Source organism: Mycobacterium sp., from assembly GCF_035499775.1.
GTDB lineage: Bacteria > Actinomycetota > Actinomycetes > Mycobacteriales > Mycobacteriaceae > Mycobacterium.
This window is the reverse complement of sequence record NZ_DATJYB010000443.1, coordinates 1-17,950: the sequence shown is the minus strand read 5'-3', so window position 1 is coordinate 17,950 and position 17,950 is coordinate 1. Positions and strand designations below refer to the sequence as shown.

Here is a 17,950-nt window from a genome sequence, read left to right as displayed (position 1 = left end):
GCCTTCCTCCTGACGGCGACGGTCACCGGGTACGCGGGGCCGGTTGTCCGTACACGGCCACCACCACGGTTCGGTCCAGGCTGTTTTCCGACCACACGCCGATAGCGGTGTTGGCGCAGTCCCGCATGATCGCCAGATAGTCGGGGTTGTAGTACCACAGTTTGATCAGCTCGAGGTTGCTGATGGCCAACGCGGGGTTGATTGCCACCGTCTCGGCAACCTTGCCGTGAAAGCCCGCCGCGTTGGCGCGGTCCTGCGGGTTGGATCGGTCGGATCCTATGTCGTCGTTGATGTTTCGATTGTTGAGTAGGTCGACTGCATGCCATTGGGCGGCCAGTTGTAGTGGCGGGTTGATGATGACGTCATTCGTGCAGCCAACCTGATGCTGAATCGTGTAGACGTCGGACATCACCGCGTCGTTGAGCTTTTTGTCGGCGCGCGCCGTCGGAACTGCCAATGCGGCTGCCGCTGAGAGAATTACGGCAGCGGGCAGCAGGCGGCTCATACGGGGTCGAAATGCGAAACCAGCCACTTGCCATTGACCTTGTCCAGAGTGACCCGCAGCACGGGCGTGGTGTCCGTCGGTGCGCCCTCGCCGATGGTCACCGTCTGGTCGACGAACGCCAGGACCACCGCGTGGCTGTCGGTCACCGAAACCGATGCTGCCGCGGTGACTTTGGCGCGAGCCGTGATGTGCTTTTCTTTCGCACCCGGGATGACCACCTCGCGGGTCAATGCGGTGTAGGCGTCCTTGAAGTCGCCGGTCAACCGTTCGCGCGCCCCAGCAAGGTCTCTTTCGACCGATTCCGCATGGTACGACAGCAATGCGGCCGCGTCTTCGCTGGCGACTCGCACCGATTCGCTGCGGGCCGATGCCAAGTCGTTGGACCTGTCCAGCCATTTGACGTATCCGACGACCAGCGCCAGCACCAGCGCAAATCCGGGCAACACCCCGTAGGCCAGCAGACGTGGCCACGCGATCCGGCGGCGTTCCGGTGGCACGTCACTGTCGGAATCGTTGGTTGTCGGCTTGCTGTCGGTTTCAGCGACGTCCGCGTCGGCTTCTTCGACTTCGGCGAGTTCCTTGAGTGTGGTCATGGCACGAACACCACGCTCGACACCTTGGCGCCGTCGCCCACGGCCTGAACTTCAATTTTCATGCGCCATTCGCGCGGCTCTTGCTCGCCGACGGCGGTCCGCGACTTCACCGCGACCGCCACCAGCACCTGAGCCGAGTCGCCGCGCTGCGATTCCACTCCGGCCTCGGTGATCGTGCCTTCCGACTGCGACCGCGCGGCCTTGACCACCTCGATGAACGGCTGCGAGCGTTTAGCGAAGTCGTCGCGGAAAGCTCCGGTGGCCAGGTCGAGAACCCGCTGCACGTCACTTTCCGCCTCGGTGTAATTGATCGTGGTGAGGTTCACCGCGCCCTGGCGAGCGGTCTGCACGAAAAGATCGCGCTGGGTCTGTGCTTCATGCTTTTGGTAAGCGCGGAATCCATACCAACCGCCGAGCCCGGCCAGTGTGGCGACCACGACGGCAGTGGCCACTAACGCCCATCCGACACTCGAAAGCCGGCGGCGGGTGCGCCTTTTCGGCGATGGGAGCTCTTCCCCGTCACTCTTGTCAGTCTCTTCGACGTCCGCGGTCGCGTCGACGTCACTGGTTTCTTCGGCGTCGGGGGTATCGGGTTCGGCGGCCATGTCGCTCCTTCTCTTTCCTGATGAGTCCTGTTATCTGGCAGAGGCTTTCGCAGGCTTACGGTGGCGGCACCAGAAGTTGCTGCCAATTCTTGGCCCGCGGGTGCGCCAGGTCGGACTCGGTGTAGCGGTGCCCGTCGGGCGCTATGTAGTCGCCGGTCGCGGGGTCGTACGTGGTGACCGCGAGCGGCGGAGGCAACGGTGCGGTACCCCGCGGGGGTGGTAGGCGCGGGTCGGCGCCGGGCGGATATTGCGGGACGCCCTGGCCGGTGTACGTGGCGTTCGGGTCGCCCTTCCAGTTGTATCCGTCGTTGAGCGGCACATAATCTTGGTCGCTCTCACACAGTTCGACGGTGGGGGCGCGCTTCCACGGCTTGGTTTCACATGGAATATTGCGCGCTCCACGGACATTGAGCTCGGAGTCTTGGGGCAGCCGGCAGTACATGTCGGCCGCCGGCCGGTCCGGGGCATCCACGCTGGCCGGCGAGCGGCGCTGCTTGGGCGGCAAGTAGCCGGTGGTGCAGGGGGGCGGCAGGTTGAGGTTGAGGTTGAAGTCCAGATATGCGCCGCGGTAGGACTGCTTGGTGCCGGAGTTCGGCACGATGATCGCCGACATCGCCGCGATGCCCTGCGGAAATAGCACCAACAGTTGCTCGATGTCGTGGCGGTAGACGACAGCGATGTCACCCAGGCTCACCATGTTGGCCAACAGCACCGGCAATGCGGGCGCCACCCGGTCGAACAACCGGTGCCCTTCCTGCAGGCCCGCCGCGCCCTGGGTGAGCAGGTCCCGCAGCGCAGCGTCCTGCGCCTTGAACTGCGCCATGATGGCTGCGGTTCGATTCGCCCACGTGGCAATGGCATCCGAGGTCTGCACCTGAGAGCTCAGCACTGGAGGGGACTGGTCGATCAAGTTGGCAAGCGGGTCGATGGTCCGGCCTCCCGCGATCGCCAGCGCCGCCGACCCGTCCACGATCCGGGACAGCTCGGGCCCGAGCCCGCCGACGGCCCGGTTGGACTCGTCGATCACCGTGCGCAAGTTGTCACGCGGAATCGCCCGCAGCGCACGGTTGGTCACGTCGAGCAGGTGTCCGATGTCCACCGGCACGTCGACGTGCCCCACCGGGATCAGGTCGCCGTCGCGCAGCGGCCGCGAATGTTCGCCGCCCGTCCCGGGCCGAGGAGTCAGCTCGATGTATTGCTCGCCGATCGCCGAGCGGCGGTGCACCGATGCCTGCACGTCTGCGGGCACCGGGGTGCGGGATTTCATTGCCAGCACCGCACGCACTGCGGCGGCGGTCACGTCGATCGACTTGACCTGTCCGACATCCGTGCCGCGATAGGTGACCACCGAGGTCTGGTACAGCCCGCCCGACTCCGGCAAGTCGACCGTCACGTGGTACTCCCCGATTCCGAACAATGTCGCGGGGAGCTTCATGAAGTTGAATGCCATTGCACCACAAGACAACATCGTCACCAAAGTGAGGATCGCCAACTGGATCCAGGTCTTGCGATGTAGCCGAAGCATTCAGTACCCCCCGTTGTGGTACGGAAAGGTCAGCGGGTTGCCGGCGGTCGCCGGGCTGGGTTGCATGCCGATGGTGCGACCCCACTGCAGTTCGAGCCGGGTGAGGTTGCCTTCCCAGCGCGAGCCCGTGAAGATCCCGGTGTCTATGCGGCTCAACGTCAGATCGACGATCAGCGTGAGGTTCGCGTAGTCACCGCGAAACCAATTCCTGGCGGTAGACGCCGGCCACGGATAGGTCAGCAACATGTCCAGACCCTTGGTCAGTGCCGGGCCGGCATCGGCCAAAGACCGCAGCACCGGCGCGATGTTGCGCAGGTTGGCCACCAGCGATTCCTTGGACTGGTGGATGGTGTCCGCCGCGATCGCGCTGAACTTGCCCAGCTGATCGATCGCATCGGCGATCTTGGTGCGCTGCTCCGCCAGTACCGCCAGCGCCTTGGGCACCGTCGTCAGCGCCTTGTCCACAACGGGATCCTTGGCGGCAACCTGACCGGCCAGGTTATTGAGATTCTCGGCGGCGGCAATGATGTCGTCTGTCTGGGCGTTGGTGCCGGCGATGAATTGGTCCAATTGGCCGAGCAGACTACGCATGTCGGTTTCGCGGCCGGCGAACGCCTTGGCTATCGCCTGGTTGATCTCCTGCAGCTGGCCGAGTCCGCCGCCGTTGAGCAGGATCGACACCGAGGCAAGCGTCTGCTCGGTGGTCGGATACATGCTGGCGCGCGACAGCGGGATGATCGATCCATTTCGGAGTTCGCCGACCGGGGTCTCGTCCTTCGGCGGTGCGAGTTCGATGTGCATCGAGCCGAGCAGGCTGGTCTGCCCGAGCTTAGCGGTCGAGTTGGCGGGCAGGCGGACATCGCCGTTGATGCGCATGGTGACCAGCGCGTGCCAATCCTGCACCTCGATCTTGGTGACATTGCCGACGTTCACGTCGTTGACCCGAACCCGGGTGTTTTCCTGGATGGTCACCACGTCGGGCATCTGCGCCTGGATCGTGTAGGAGCCCGGACCCCCACCCGCGGTGCCGGGCAGGCGAAACGAATTCAACCCGCGCCATTCACATCCCGCGAGAGCGGCGATGCACGCGACGAAGAGCGCGGCGGCCATCGCGCGCCTCATGACGCACCCACCGGCAGCATCAGATCCTGCAATACCCGCCCCGGGCTGGTAGTGCCGGGCGGCGGCTCCGCGGGCGCCGGGGCCTCAGCGGGCGGTTCGCCAGGCGGTGGGGCCTCGGCAGGCATCGGCTGCCCGGCCGGCACCGGAGCCGGCGGCGGGCCCGGTGCCGGGCCCTCCGGCGGGACATAGCCCGGACGCAGCCGGTCTTCGCTGTAGGTGATCTCGCTCGGCCGGGCTTGCGGGCCGACGAACGGGTTGATGCCGACCGGGATGTAGTTGTAGATGCGGTTCTTGATGACCGGATTGACATACTGCAGGCACAGTTTCGAGACCCGGTCCAAGCGCGCACGGGAGGCCGATTCGATTGCGCTGCAGATCCACTGCGGAATGTCGGCGAAGTTGTTCAAAGCCAAGATGCCGGTCATCGCGCTCTGCGCCGGCTGGTAGATGTTCATGAAGTTCTGGAACACCGTCGGGGCAATATGCAGGATCTGCTTGATATCGCCCCGGCTGTCGTTGAGGGCTGTGGTGACGGAACTCAGCCGGTCGAGCGTGACACCCAGCGCTTCCCGGTTCTCCGCGACAAAGCCGCGCAGGTCTGCCAACGCGGCATCCAGGCCCTGCAATGCATTCGCGATTTCATTGGGCGTGTTCGACAGCACCGTGGTCACGCTCGCCAAGTTCTGGTTGAAAGAGGCCAGCAGATCGCTACTGGAGTACAGCGCCGACACCAGCAGTTGCAGATTGCGCACGGTGCTGAAGATGTCGTCGGCGTGATCACCGAGCGCCGAAATCGCTTTGGACAACTTGATCACGGTGTCGCGAGCGGTGTCTCCGGTGCCCCGCAGGTTATCGGCGGTCGAGTTGATGAATTCGCCGAGCGTGTTCACGCCGCCCGGAGTCGTCGGCCGCAACGTTTCGCTGAGGTTTTCCAGCTGCTTGCGGAAGTCGTCCCATTCGACGGGCACGGCGGTGCGGCTCAGCGGGATGGAGGCCCCGGGAGTCAATTTCGGTCCGCCGGAGTAAACCGGGACAAGTTGGATGGCTCGCGAGGTCACCAGGGACGGCGACAGAATTGCGGCGCGGGCGTCGGCCGGAATGGAGTATTGCTTGTCGACGGAGAAGGTCACCAAGGTTGCGCCGGGCTGCGGCTCGATCTTGTCCACCGACCCGACCCCGACGCCGAGGATCCGGATCTCGTCGCCGACGAACAGGCCGTTGGATTCGGTGAAATAGGCCGAATAGGTATACCGTTCAACGTCTTTCCACAGCCGCGGGACCGCCATCAGCGACGAGATCGTCAACGTGGCTGCCAGGATGATGCCGAGCACAATCCGAATGTTGTTCCGTTTCATGCTCACCCTCCCCCGCTATCGGGAGGCGGAGGCGCAAGCCGGCCGGTGGTCCAACGAAGCGGCGGCGGGGGCGCGGGTGAGGGCGGTTGCGACCACAGCGGCACCGGAGCGTTCTGCGGTGGTACGGGCGGAGATCCGGTCGGTGGGTCCACCGCCTCGGATGGCAACTTGGCATCGGGATTCAAGAACCGGTCGTACATGTCCGCGTCAACGACCGGCCCGCCTATCTGGCCAGGAATCAAGTTGGCCACGTAGGCCTTGAAAAACGGCCCGGAACCCAGTGATTCGCCGAACGACATCGCATAGCGCTTGAACTTGGGCAGCGTTGCCTGCAATTCCTGCTTGCGGTTGTCCAGGATTTCGAGCACACCGTTGAGCTTGTCCAGCGCGGGCTTGAGTTGAGTTCGGTTGTCGTTGACCAGTCCCGAGATCTGATGCGAAACCGCGGTGAGGTTGTTCATCAGCGCGTCGATCGAATCTCGTTCGTCCAGCAGCGCGGCCAGCAGCGCGTTGGAGTTCGCCACCAGTCCGGCGATCTGCTGACTGCGCCGGCCCAGCACCCCCGAGACCTTGTTGGCATTCGCCAGCAGGCTGCGCAGCTGCTCGTCGCGACCGTTGAGGGTATCCGAGAACCGGGCCACACCCTCTAGCGCGGGTCGCAGATCCGGGGGTGTTTCCTTGAAGGTCTTAGCCAACGTGGTTAGCGCCGAGGACAATTGGGTGGTATCCAGGCCACTGATCGTGGTAGTCAGGTCACCCAGCGCATCGGGTAGGTCGTACGGCGACCGGGTACGTTCCAACGGAATGGTGCCCGTCAACCGGCCCTCGCCCCGCGGAGTGAGCTCAAGCATCTTGGCGCCCAGCACCGTCTCGGTCTTGATTGCCGCCTCGGTGCGGTCGCCCAACTCGACGTTCTTGCGGGCGGTGAAGCCCACCCGGACCTTGGTGCCGTCCAGGCGGACGTCGGAGACCCTACCCACACCCATACCGGAAACCCGCACCGTGCTACCGGTTTTGATGCCACCGGCTTCTGCGAAGTAGGCCGAATAATCGTTGGTGTCGGTGACGAATGGCAGTTTGTCGTACTCGAAGGCGGCGACGACCACCGCGACTACGATCGCGAGACCTGCCAACCCCACCATGACCGGGTTGCGCTGGCTCAGCGGTTTGATGTTGATTCGCTTCGCTATCTTGAATCGAGTCATTGCGGCGTGCACCGCCCGCTGGGCTGGCTCAGCATTTTGACGTAGATCGGGTTGCCGCCCCTGCCATTGAGTTTGAGCAATACGTCGCAGAAGTAGAAGCCGAAATAGTCGCCGTTCATGCCCTGCCTGGCCAGCACCTGATATATGTCGGGGAGCGTCTTGAGCAGGTTGTCGACATATTCGCGGTCGGCCAGCACTTGGCCGGACACGCGGTCGGTTTCACGCACCACGTCCTTGACCGGCTGGCGCGCCTGGGACAGCAGATCGGCGACCGATCCGGCTGCCGCGTTGATATAGGCCAGCCCGTTGGAGATGTCGGTCTTACGCTGCGCCAGGCCTTCCGCGAGCGCAGCGAGTTTGTCCAAGCCGTCGGAGAACTCGTGGTCGCGGGTGGCGAAGGTGTGCAGCACGGTGTTCAGGTTGGTGATCAGCTGGCCGATCAGCTCGCTGCGCCCGGCCAGGGTCGTGGTCAGGGTCGAGGTCTGCGCCAGCACCGAGGCGATGGTGCCGCCCTGGCCCTGAAAGATCCGCAGCAATTCACCGGACAGGGCGTTGACCTGGTCGGGATCCAGAGCCCGGAACAGTGGCCGGAAGCCTCCGATCAGCGCATCGATATCCAGCGCGGGTGATGTCCGCGCCAGCGGAATCGTGCTGCCCGGCGCCAGCCGGCGCGGGGGCCCGGCGCCCTCTTCCAGCGCGAGATAGCGGTCACCGATCAGGTTTTCGTAGCGCACGGCGGCCTTGATGCCCTCGCTGAGGCGTAGGCCCTTGTCGATCGCGAAGTCGACGGTGACCGTGCCGTCCCGATGCAACGTCAGCTCGCCGACCTTGCCGACCTCGACCCCGGCGATACGGACAAAGTTGCCCGACTTCAGACCGGAGATGTTGGTGAACAAGGCGTGGTAGCCGGTGCGGTCCTCGAACCGCAGCTGCCCGAATACCGCGATGAGCGTGAACGTGAACAACAGGCAGACCGCCGTGAACAGCGCGACACGAGCGATGACGGCGGACAGTCTTCTTCGTCTCATGGCGGCGGCTGCCCCCCGCGCCAGAAGTAACGCGGCGGCCCGGGCGGATTCTTCGTGGTCGGGAAGTAGTTTGACCACCAAGGGTTTCCGGTCGCCAGATTGGTGCGGATCTCGTTCGGCTCAGTCCCCCAACCGGTGTCGGTCACCAGCTGACGCACCGGGTAGTTCGCGCTGGGGTCGGGCAGCGATCCGCAGCTCGGCCTGCCCCCCGGCCCGCCGGTGGCATTGACCTTGGGCAGGTGGCGAGGGAATCGGTACGGGTCGTCGCCGAACAGTAGGGCGGCATCCAGGATCACCGAGTAGCCGTTGCCGCCGAACGCGTCTCGACCGCCGTGATCCAGAAACCACTGCGCACCCTGGAACAGGCAGGTGTAGGTCGGCGAATACGTGCGCAGCAGCGCCGTGGTCGGTTCGAGCAGGTTGACGGATCGCACGATATTGGATTCGTTGTTGCCGATGACGCTGATGCCGGCCTGGCTGAAGCCGACCGCTGACAACAGCAGAGTGTCGAGCGCCTGCTGGTTGGCGGTGATGGTCGCGCTGGGCGTGACCGCCGAGTCGAGAATCGACAGGATGTCCTGTGCCGCATCGGAATACGCCGCCGCGGTCTTACCGAATAGCCGCCAGTCCCGCCCGATCGTCGACATCCGGGGGTTCACGGCCAGCAGTACGCCGTTTGCGTCAGTGATCGCCTGGCCGAGCCGCTCGCCCTTACCGCGCAGCGCCTGCGAGAACGCCGACAGAATCGCGTTGAGCTTCGCCGGGTCGATGGCTGCGACCACCGACTGCAGGTTCTCGAAAACCGTGTTCACTTCCACGGTGACGTTGCGGGAGTGCAGCACCGAGCCGGGCTTCAAGGCCGCGGTGCTGGGATGGTCAGGCACGATCAGGTCGACGTACTTGGACCCGAACGCCGTCGTCGACTTGATCTCGGCCTCGACGTTGCCCGGCAGATATTTGAACGGTCCCGGGTCCATCTTCAGCTGCAGCTGAGCCGACTTCACATCAGTGCCGATCGACGCCACCTGGCCCACCTGCACGCCGCGTAGTTTCACCTTGGCGCCGGTTTCCATTACCAGTCCGGCCCGGTCCGACACCAACATGAGCGGGATGTAACTGCGGAAGGTGCCGGAGAACGACGCAGCGGTCAGCGCGATCAGGGCCGCGACCACGACGAACATTGTGGGCGCCCACCAGATCGGGTCGATCTTTCCCCGGCGGGGTTTGTTGGTCCGGAAGGCCCCGGCGGCCTTGTCGCTTGCGTGGGTCAACCGGTCACCCCGACAGGTTGAAGTTGCCGGACTGCCCGTAGATGGACAACGAAATCATCAGACACACAAAGGCTGTGACGATCATCGACGACCGCACCGAACGACCGACCGCCTCCCCCACTCCCGCGGGCCCGCCGGTCGCCGTGAATCCGTAGTAGGTGTGCACGACCATCACACCCGTTGCCATCGTCAGCGCCGCCAAAAACGACCACAACAAGTCGGTGGGACGCAAGAAGGTCGAGAAATAGTGCTCGTACACGCCGCGCGACTGTCCGTAGATGTAGATCGTGCCGAACTTGGCCGCGAAGAACGACATGAGCACGGCGACGGCGTAGAGCGGGATGACGACCAATATGCCGGCGATGATGCGTGTCGACGCCAGATAGGTGATCGAGCGGATGCCCATCACCTCGAGGGCGTCGATCTCCTCGTTGATCCGCATCGCACCCAGCTGAGCCGTGGTGCCGGCACCGATGGTGGCGGCCAAGGCCACCCCGGCCGTGCAGGGCGCGATCATGCGGACGTTGAAAAACGCCGACAGAAAACCGGTCAGCGCCTCGACGCCGATGTTGGACAAGGTGTCGTAGCCCTGGACCGCGACCAGGGCGCCGGTGGTCAGGGTCAAAAAGCCGATGATGCCGACGGTGCCCCCGATCACCGCCAGTGCGCCTGCGCCCATGCCCATCTCGGCGATCAGCCGCAGCAGTTCTCCCGGGTAACGCCGTATCGCGTCGCCGGTGGAGGCCAGAGATTGCGCAAAGAACGCGGTCTGTTCGCCCAGCCTGCGAGTGGCGGCCACCATCCTGGGACCCAGGGTGTTGAGCCACGGGGGCTCGCTGACTGCGTCGCTTGTCGCCTCGGTCATTTCGCGGTCACCTTCACTCCGAGCGCAGTGACCACGATGTTGATGAAGAACAACGCCATGAACGAGAACACCACGGTCTCGTTCACGGCGTTTCCGACGCCGGTGGGTCCGCCGCCCACCGACAGGCCCTTGTAGCAGGCGATCAGTCCGGCTGACAACCCGAAAAGGGTCGCCTTGATCAGGGAAATCACTACCTGCGGTAGTCCGGTGACCAGTGTCATGCCGGCGATGAAGGCACCGGGCGTGACGTGCTGGACGAAGACCACGAAGATGTAGCTGCCGGTCAATCCGGTCACCGCGACCACCGAGTAGAGCAGCAGTGCGACGAAGGTGGCGGCAATGATGCGCGGAACCACCAGGGCCTGAACCGGATTGACGCCGATCACCTTCATCGCGTCGATTTCCTCACGGATGGTGCGCGCGCCCAAGTCGGCGCACATCGCGGTGGAGCCGGCGCCCGCGACGGCCATTGCCGTCACCACCGGTCCCACCTGCGTCACCGACGCCAAGGCCGCACCGGCGCCGGACAGATCTCCGGCTCCGATCTCGACGAGCAGAATGTTGAGGACGAAGACGATGAGCACCGTGTAGGGGATCGACAGCATGATGGTCGGGAAAATCGAGACCCGGGCCACGAACCAAATTTGCTCAAGGATCTCGCGCCACGCCCAGGGGCGTCGCACCATCACCACCAATGCTTCAACGCTGAGCACGAAGAATTGGCCCAGCGCGTTCATGGGCTTGGCGATGGCCGTGCCGTTCATACGTTCCGCTCAGCCCGCCGGCTGCCCATATGACTCATCCGGGCCCCCATTTTCGTAATATGTGTAACGCGCCTTTAATTTATTGGCCTATTTCCGCCTGCCTCGCTGCCTGGTGCGCCTAATAGGATGCGCAGTTTACGGCCATGACACTGCCCGGCGTCAGGGTTGCGATCACCCAGAACAAATCTAGCCGCACGGCAACATCCGTCCAGCTCACACCGGTGGCACTCGGTCGATGACAGCCACCCGAGCACGGTATCTAACAGGGGAAATCGAGGCCGCCGCAAGATTTTTGTCCAGCCTGAACGAAATGGCGTCATTTGCGATTTACCTCGGGTTGAACTTTCCCGCTCGAGGCACAGCGATCTAGATTCAGGGGGATCTAATCACTTGGTCCAGTTTGTCGAACAGGCAACGATTTCGGTAGCCGAGCGTGACCTCGCCGAGGGTCGCCAGATTGCAAGAGGAGCGGTCGAGTCATGGTTGAAAACGCGCCGACGCCGGGCGGTCGCGAATCGGAAACAGCGCAGCCGTCGAGTTGGCTGGCGCGGGTCGGTGAGGACTCGTGGGCGACGCTGCTGGGCGGTCTGATCGCCGCGCTTGCCGTCGCCGACCTGCTCCCGCGGATTCCTTGGTGATCGGCGTGAGCACGATCGAAGCCGACGAAGCAGCGGCCGAAACCGCTTTCACCAGCACCCGGCCCATCGAGTATGCGCCGGGCATCCTGCTGCTGGTCGTCGTTGGCGTGCTGGGAAAGTACGCCCAGATCTGGTGGAATTCCCTTGCCCGACACGAACACTGGCGAGTTCCCGATGTCGAATATGTGCTGTGGGCCATCCTGATCGGGCTGCTCATCACCAACACCATTGGTCTGCATCGGGTGTTTCGCCCTGGGGTGCTGACCTACCAGTTCTGGCTCAAAGTCGGGATCGTCGCGCTGGGCTCACGTTTCGTCCTGGGTGACATCGTCAAACTGGGCGCCACCAGCCTGGTCCAGATTCTGGTGGATATGACGATCGCGGGAACCACAATCATCCTCGTTGCCCGCGCATTCGGGCTATCCGGCAAATTGGGCTCGCTGCTGGCGATCGGCACCTCGATCTGCGGTGTGTCGGCCATCGTGGCCGCCAAGGGCGCGATCCGGGCGCGCAACACCGACGTCAGCTACGCGATCGCCGCGATCCTGGCACTGGGCGCGGTCGCACTGTTCGCGTTGCCGCCGCTTGGGCACGCGATCGGGCTCACCGATTACGAATTCGGCCTGTGGGCCGGTCTTTCGGTGGACAACACCGCCGAAACCACCGCCACCGGCTACCTGTTCTCCGATCATGCCGGCAAGATCGCGGTGCTGGTGAAGTCGACGCGCAACGCGTTGATCGGGTTCGTCGTGCTGGGTTTCGCGCTGTACTGGGCCTCGCGCGGGGAAGCCGACGAAGTCGCCCCCGGCGCCAAGGCCAAGGCCGCATTCGTGTGGCAGAAGTTCCCCAATTTCGTGCTGGGCTTCCTGGCCGTCTCGGCGATCGCGACGGCCCACTGGTTGAGCAAGGGGCAGACCACAAATCTGGCCAACGTGTCGAAATGGGCTTTCCTGCTTACCTTTGCCGGCGTCGGGCTCACCACCGACATCCGCCAGATCGCCCGCACCGGATGGCGCCCGCTGGTGGTCGCGATCATCGGACTGGTCGTCGTCGCGACGGTTTCGCTGGGCATAGTGCTGCTCACCACGCACGTATTACATTGGGGTGTGAGCTAATTCACCCGACGTTGGCGCCGCCCTCGGCGATCCGGCGCACCGCCCGCAGGAAGACGTCGATCTCCTCGCACGTGTTGTAGAACGCGAATGACGGGCGAACCGTGGCCTCCAGACCGTAGCGACGCAGGATCGGCTGGGCGCAGTGATGGCCGGCGCGCACCGCGATGCCTTCGGCGTTGAGCGCCTTGCCAACCTCGAGCGGCTCGTGTCCGGCCAGCACGAAGGACAGCACGCTGGCCTTCTCGTCAGCCGTGCCCACCAGACGAACACCGGGGATGTCGGCCAGGCGCGGAGTCGCATACTCCAGCAACGCATGCTCGTACGCCGAAATACGCTCGATGCCGACCCGTTCGACGTAGCGCAACGCCTCGCCGAGCCCGACGGCGTCGGCGATGTTGCCGGTGCCCGCCTCGAACTTATTGGGCAGCCCCTGATACAGCGAACGCTCCAGCGTGACGTCGGCAATCATGTTGCCGCCACCCTGCCAGGGCGGCGTCTCGGCCAGCGCCTCTTCGCTTCCGTAGAGCACGCCAATCCCGGTGGGGCCGTAGATCTTGTGGCCCGAGAACGCGAAGAAATCAACACCAAGCGTCGAGACATCAATTGGCAGATGCGGAATCGACTGGGCGCCGTCGATCAGTACCCGCGCACCGTACCGATGGCCCAGCTCGACGATCTTCTCGACCGGCGTCACTGTTCCGAGCGCGTTGGAAACCTGAGTAGCCGCAACAAGTTTGGTCTTGGGGCCCAGCAAGTCCTCGAATTCCGACATCAACAGGTTGCCCGCTTCGTCCACCGGCGCAACCTTCAGGACCGCGCCGGTCAGCTGCGAAACCAGTTGCCAGGGCACGATATTGGCGTGGTGCTCGAGGTGGGTGATGACAATCTCGTCACCGGGCCCCAGATGCTTGCCGCCCCACGCGTAGGCCACCAGGTTGATGGCCTCGGTGGTGCCGCGCACGAAGATGTTCTGTTCGGCCTTGGGAGCACCGATGAAGCGCCGCACGGTCTCGCGGGCCTCTTCGTAGGCATCGGTGGCCCGCGCGGCCAACTCGTGCGCCGCGCGGTGGATGTTGGAGTTCTCGTGCGCATAAAAGTACGACAGCCGGTCAATCACCACCTGCGGCTTCTGGGTGGTCGCGGCGTTGTCGAACCAGATCAGCGGCTTCCCGTTGACCGTCTCCTTCAGGATCGGAAAGTCCGCGCGCACCGCGTTGACGTCGAATACCTCGTGCTCGTCTGGCAATTGGGGTATCGGATCGGATGGGGTGAGGAAGTGGTAGCTGGCCTCGTCGCCGACCGGGGCCGCCGGCGGCGCGGCAGACCAGCCCAGGTCGGGCACGACCGGCGCCTCGGGCAGCCACGAAGGGGACGAGCCCCGTGGCGCGACGGGGACGGTGGGCGTCGCCCCGGCCAGCACACCCGGGATGGTCGGCACGATGCCCTCGGTCGGTACCGCGAACGCGCTCAGATCGGCGATATCGGGGGGCAGGTAAGGATCTGCCACACCGGCGGTCGTCCAGGCGGCCGACGGCGCCGCCGTCGAGTCCGGCACATTTCCGCGCGGTGCTACCGGCGCCGCCTGCGGCGGGACCGCTTCGGGTCCGGGCGATGTGGGTGCCGGGACGTAGGTGTCCGAGGCGCCGATCAACGGCACCGGGGCCGGCAGTGGGTCTGATGTGCCGACGGCAGTCCGGCCGGCTGACGTCAGCGCTGTCGTGTCCGGCACGTTCCCGCGTGGGGCGACCGCCGCCGCCTGGGGCGGCGAATCGGGCCCCGGCCGGATGCTGGCCGCATACAGCTGCGTGGCCAGCGCCGCGAGCTCGGCGGCGCTGACGGGCAGTTCGCTTTCGGCGTCTACCGAGCGGTACTCACTTGTACTCATGGAACTGGTCCACAGCGACGTCGTCGAGTACGGCGAGGGCGTCGTCGGTGAGGACGGCCAGGGAGGTGTACAGGGTGACCAGGTAGGTCGCGATGGCCGACTGGTTGATGCCGGTGAACCGCACCGACAATCCCGGCGCCTGCTCGCCGACCAGGCCGGGCTGGAACAGGCCCACCACGCCCTGACGTTCCTCGCCGGTGCGCACCAGGATGAACTTGGTCTTACCGTCCTCGACCGGAACCTTGTCCGACGGGATCAGCGGAATCCCGCGCCAGGTGATGAACTGGGCACCGAACAGGCTCACGACGGGGGGCGGCACGCCGCGGTAAGTGGCCTCGCGCCCGAACGCGGCGATGCCCTGCGGGTGGGTCAGGAAGAAGCTCGGCGTCTTCCACACCTTTGTGATCAGCGCGTCCAGGTCGTCGGGGGTTGGAGCACCGGCCAGCGTCTGGATGGTCTGCTCGGGAGTCGCCTGCGCCAGCAGACCGTATTCGGGGCTGTTGACCAGCTCGAACTCCTGGCGCTCCTTGATCGTCTCGATGGTCAGCCGCAGCTGCTGGGCGATCTGGTCGTGCGGACTCGAGTACAGGTCCGAGACCCGGGTGTGGATATCCAGCAGCGTCGAGATGGTGCGCAGCGTGTATTCGCGCGGGCTGGTTTCGTAGTCGACGTAGGTCTCGGGCAGCGGCTCGTCGGTGCCGGCACCGGCTTCGGCTTTGACCGCGACCTGCTCGGGGTTGACCACGCGGTTCACCCGGTAGATACCGGCTTCCACCGGCACCCAGCTGAGCAGATGCAACAACCAGCGCGGTGTGATCGTCGAAAGCTGCGGAACGGTCTTCGTCGCGTTGGCAAGCTGCCGGGCAGCGAGATCGCCGAGGGCCTGAGACTCAGTTTGAGGTGATGTCATCGTGGTCCTTCCGTATCCAACAGGAGTGCCTGCGCGCGCCGAGCCTACGCAAGCTTAGATCCCGCGCGAAGGTTTAAATGAGGCGTGCGCCGAATCAATCGGAACGGTGCTCACGACGTCATGCCCTATAGTGGGCCTATGCAACAGGCCGTACAGGTGCGCTTTGTCCGTTCGCGCTGCCTCGCCGTGGAATGTTGTTGTTGCTGTTGTTGTTGATTTCCTGACCTGCTCGAAATCGCCGCGCTTCGCCCGCTCAGGGGCGGTACTGCCAGTCCGCCCGGTGCGAACCCGGACGCGCACTCGCCACATTCTTTCAGGAAGACCAACAACCATGACCGTGTTGTCCATACGAGACCGCGCGTTCGCGCAGGTGGCAACCCGCCGACGCACCGTCGTCAGGCCAGCCAGCGAACTCACCCAGATGACGCGCTACCGCGGCGGCACCTACTCACACACCGTCGACAGGATCGTGTTCACCGACGGCACCAGCGCGCGCACCGACCTGATCAGGCTGAACCCCAATCTGCACGCCTACTCGCTGGACTTCACCGGCATCGCCCCGCACCACCCGTCGCGCTACCGCCTGACCACCTGGTCGGCACTGCCGCACCTGCACGCCCGCGGCGGCGAAGCCGAGGTGGACTGGATCCTGCGCCATTCCTTCCCGATGCGCACGACCGCGCAACTGAGCGAACAGCTACGCCAAGCCGGATATCCGCTGGGGCCGGCCCACATCACCGAACACGAAGCGATCGCCGGCGCCCAAGCCGCAATCTGGTATTTCACCAATGGTTTGACGCTGGACAACCGGGCGCTGAATGTGCCTGCCGCAGTGCGCCGTTCGCCCGGTCCGGCCATCACGTTCGAATTCGACGGCGAACCGCAACTGGGCGGCTATTCGGTGTGCGTGTCGTCCGACGCCGCAGTGGGACTGAAGCTACAAAAGTCCGCCAATGGCCTTGTCTGGCACGATATCTCAGGATCGCAGCTGACCGCCGCTGCGGGCAACGACCGGTACCAACGCACGCTGGGCGTCGGCAGCACTCTGTCTGCCAGCAGCCATAGTCGCGGCGGGCGCGGCTACCGCTACTACCGCCTGATCGCCACATCGGACGCGGCCAACCTGACGATCGGCCATGTCCACTTCTGGCTGACCGGTACCCGTCACTTCCGCAATGCCGACCGAGTGGTGCACCTCTACAACTACCTACTCGCGGGGGCACACAATGCCCTGGCCGATGTCGAGGCACCCCGGCTGATAGATACTCATGCAACCGCCGAAGCCGAACTCATAGGACCGTTTCAAGTGCCGACCCCATTGACGCTCAGCGTCACGGAAGGACACTTGGTCGACACCGACGGCGTGAGAATCGATACGGTGGTTGAACCGGGTACGGACTTTTACCTACATCCGGCACCGGGCACATCGGCAATGACAATGACTGCAACAGCACCGCATGACCTGACCGGAGGAGTGCTGACCGGAGTGGCGTTCGAAGGGGAGCCGCATCGACTGACACCTGTCGCCCTGACGGTGCCGACCGAAGTGGCCATCGAATTCGACATCACCTGGCAGTCCGACTGAGCCTGTACCGAGATCATCGAGGATCCCACATGACCATTGCTGACAACATCACCCAACTGATCGGCAACACGCCGCTGGTCCGGCTGCGCCGGGTCACCGACGGTGCCGTGGCCGACGTCGTCGCCAAGCTCGAATCCTTCAATCCGGCCGGCAGCGTGAAGGATCGTATCGGGGTGGCGATGATCGACGCCGCCGAGCGGGCCGGCCTGATCAAGCCGGACACCATCATCCTCGAGCCGACCAGTGGCAACACCGGCATTGCACTGGCGATGGTGGCGGCCGCGCGCGGCTACAAGTGCGTGCTGACGATGCCGGAAACGATGAGCATCGAACGCCGCATGCTGCTGCGCGCGTACGGCGCCGAACTGGTACTCACCCCGGGCCCTGAGGGCATGACGGGCGCCATCGCCAAAGCCGAAGAACTCGCCAAGACCGACGAACGGTATTTCATACCACAGCAATTCGAGAATCCGGCGAACCCGGCCGTGCACGCCGTCACCACCGCGGAGGAGGTTTGGCGCGATACCGACGGCAAGATCGACTTCTTCGTGTCCGGAGTCGGCACCGGGGGCACCATCACCGGCGTCGCGCAGGTCATCAAGGAACGGAAGCCATCGGCGCAATTCATCGCCGTGGAACCGGCAGCGTCTCCGGTACTGTCCGGCGGCCAGAAGGGACCCCACCCGATCCAGGGCATCGGCGCCGGGTTCATCCCTCCGGTGCTGGACCTGGGCCTGGTCGACGAGATCATCGCCGTCGAAAACGACGACGCGATCGACCTGGCCCGGCGCCTGGCCAAGGAGGAGGGGCTGCTGGTCGGCATCTCCTCGGGCGCTGCCGTATCGGCCGCTCTAGAGGTGGCACGCCGTCCGGAGAACGCCGGCAAGCTCATCGTCGTCGTGCTCCCCAGCTTCGGCGAGCGATACCTGAGCACCGTGCTGTTCTCCAACCTGAGCGACTAACCATGCTGGCAGCAATA

Annotated in this window: 17 protein-coding genes; 4 read left to right on the top strand and 13 right to left on the bottom strand. The window is 64.6% G+C overall.

The window, feature by feature from the left end; all coding sequences use genetic code 11:
• Positions 1-22 precede the first annotated feature (22 nt).
• The 11 genes from VML93_RS27370 to VML93_RS27320 form a co-directional block, all read right to left on the bottom strand.
• Positions 23-505 (bottom strand): CAP domain-containing protein, encoded by a 483-nt coding sequence (locus VML93_RS27370; RefSeq protein WP_325615391.1) that lies wholly within the window; start codon positions 503-505, stop codon positions 23-25.
• Positions 502-1,098 carry a hypothetical protein gene (locus tag VML93_RS27365; RefSeq protein WP_325615390.1) on the bottom strand — a complete coding sequence of 199 codons (597 nt, stop codon included), beginning with the start codon at positions 1,096-1,098 and terminating at the stop codon, positions 502-504. The genes VML93_RS27370 and VML93_RS27365 overlap by 4 nt, the downstream gene beginning before the upstream one ends.
• Positions 1,095-1,703: an Mce protein gene (locus VML93_RS27360; protein WP_325615389.1), complete on the bottom strand. Its 609-nt coding sequence runs from the start codon at positions 1,701-1,703 to the stop codon at positions 1,095-1,097. The genes VML93_RS27365 and VML93_RS27360 overlap by 4 nt, the downstream gene beginning before the upstream one ends.
• Before the next feature lie 55 nt (positions 1,704-1,758).
• On the bottom strand, positions 1,759-3,228 hold the full coding sequence (locus VML93_RS27355; RefSeq protein WP_325615388.1) for an MlaD family protein: 1,470 nt from the start codon (positions 3,226-3,228) through the stop codon (positions 1,759-1,761).
• The gene (locus VML93_RS27350; protein ID WP_325615387.1) at positions 3,229-4,350 is read right to left on the bottom strand and encodes an MCE family protein; all 1,122 of its coding nucleotides are present in this window, start codon (positions 4,348-4,350) and stop codon (positions 3,229-3,231) included.
• Positions 4,347-5,705 carry an MCE family protein gene (locus tag VML93_RS27345; RefSeq protein ID WP_414686459.1) on the bottom strand — a complete coding sequence of 453 codons (1,359 nt, stop codon included), beginning with the start codon at positions 5,703-5,705 and terminating at the stop codon, positions 4,347-4,349. The genes VML93_RS27350 and VML93_RS27345 overlap by 4 nt, the downstream gene beginning before the upstream one ends.
• A gap of 2 nt (positions 5,706-5,707) precedes the next feature.
• Positions 5,708-6,910: an MCE family protein gene (locus VML93_RS27340; RefSeq protein WP_325615385.1), complete on the bottom strand. Its 1,203-nt coding sequence runs from the start codon at positions 6,908-6,910 to the stop codon at positions 5,708-5,710.
• Entirely contained in the window at positions 6,907-7,938 is a 1,032-nt protein-coding gene (locus tag VML93_RS27335) for an MCE family protein (protein ID WP_325615384.1), read from the bottom strand. The genes VML93_RS27340 and VML93_RS27335 overlap by 4 nt, the downstream gene beginning before the upstream one ends.
• On the bottom strand, positions 7,935-9,119 hold the full coding sequence (locus VML93_RS27330; RefSeq protein WP_325615413.1) for an MCE family protein: 1,185 nt from the start codon (positions 9,117-9,119) through the stop codon (positions 7,935-7,937). The genes VML93_RS27335 and VML93_RS27330 overlap by 4 nt, the downstream gene beginning before the upstream one ends.
• A gap of 94 nt (positions 9,120-9,213) precedes the next feature.
• Positions 9,214-10,011 (bottom strand): ABC transporter permease, encoded by a 798-nt coding sequence (locus VML93_RS27325; protein ID WP_325615412.1) that lies wholly within the window; start codon positions 10,009-10,011, stop codon positions 9,214-9,216.
• 59 nt (positions 10,012-10,070) lie between these two features.
• Positions 10,071-10,838, bottom strand: a complete 768-nt coding sequence (locus VML93_RS27320; protein WP_325615383.1) for an ABC transporter permease — start codon at positions 10,836-10,838, stop codon at positions 10,071-10,073.
• 479 nt (positions 10,839-11,317) lie between these two features.
• On the opposite strand from VML93_RS27320, the gene VML93_RS27315 reads away from it, so the two are divergent.
• Complete coding sequence (locus tag VML93_RS27315; protein ID WP_325615382.1) at positions 11,318-11,476, top strand: hypothetical protein; 159 nt, start codon at positions 11,318-11,320, stop codon at positions 11,474-11,476.
• Complete coding sequence (locus tag VML93_RS27310) at positions 11,470-12,591, top strand: YeiH family protein (RefSeq protein WP_325615381.1); 1,122 nt, start codon at positions 11,470-11,472, stop codon at positions 12,589-12,591. Before VML93_RS27315 ends, VML93_RS27310 begins: the two co-directional genes overlap by 7 nt.
• Position 12,592: 1 nt before the next feature.
• Here VML93_RS27310 and VML93_RS27305 read toward each other — a convergent pair whose 3' ends face one another.
• Both VML93_RS27305 and VML93_RS27300 read right to left on the bottom strand, forming a co-directional pair.
• The gene (locus tag VML93_RS27305; protein WP_325615380.1) at positions 12,593-14,476 is read right to left on the bottom strand and encodes a family 2A encapsulin nanocompartment cargo protein cysteine desulfurase; all 1,884 of its coding nucleotides are present in this window, start codon (positions 14,474-14,476) and stop codon (positions 12,593-12,595) included.
• A complete protein-coding gene (locus tag VML93_RS27300; protein ID WP_325615379.1) occupies positions 14,463-15,386 on the bottom strand; it encodes a family 2A encapsulin nanocompartment shell protein in 924 nt (307 codons plus the stop codon). Before VML93_RS27300 ends, VML93_RS27305 begins: the two co-directional genes overlap by 14 nt.
• 331 nt (positions 15,387-15,717) lie before the next feature.
• Between VML93_RS27300 and VML93_RS27295 the strand changes: the two genes are divergently transcribed.
• Together VML93_RS27295 and cysK are read left to right on the top strand one after the other, a co-directional pair.
• Positions 15,718-16,971 carry a TQXA domain-containing protein gene (locus VML93_RS27295; protein WP_325615378.1) on the top strand — a complete coding sequence of 418 codons (1,254 nt, stop codon included), beginning with the start codon at positions 15,718-15,720 and terminating at the stop codon, positions 16,969-16,971.
• Between the two features lie 29 nt (positions 16,972-17,000).
• Entirely contained in the window at positions 17,001-17,933 is a 933-nt protein-coding gene (gene cysK, locus VML93_RS27290; RefSeq protein WP_325615377.1) for a cysteine synthase A, read from the top strand.
• Positions 17,934-17,950: the final 17 nt, after the last annotated feature.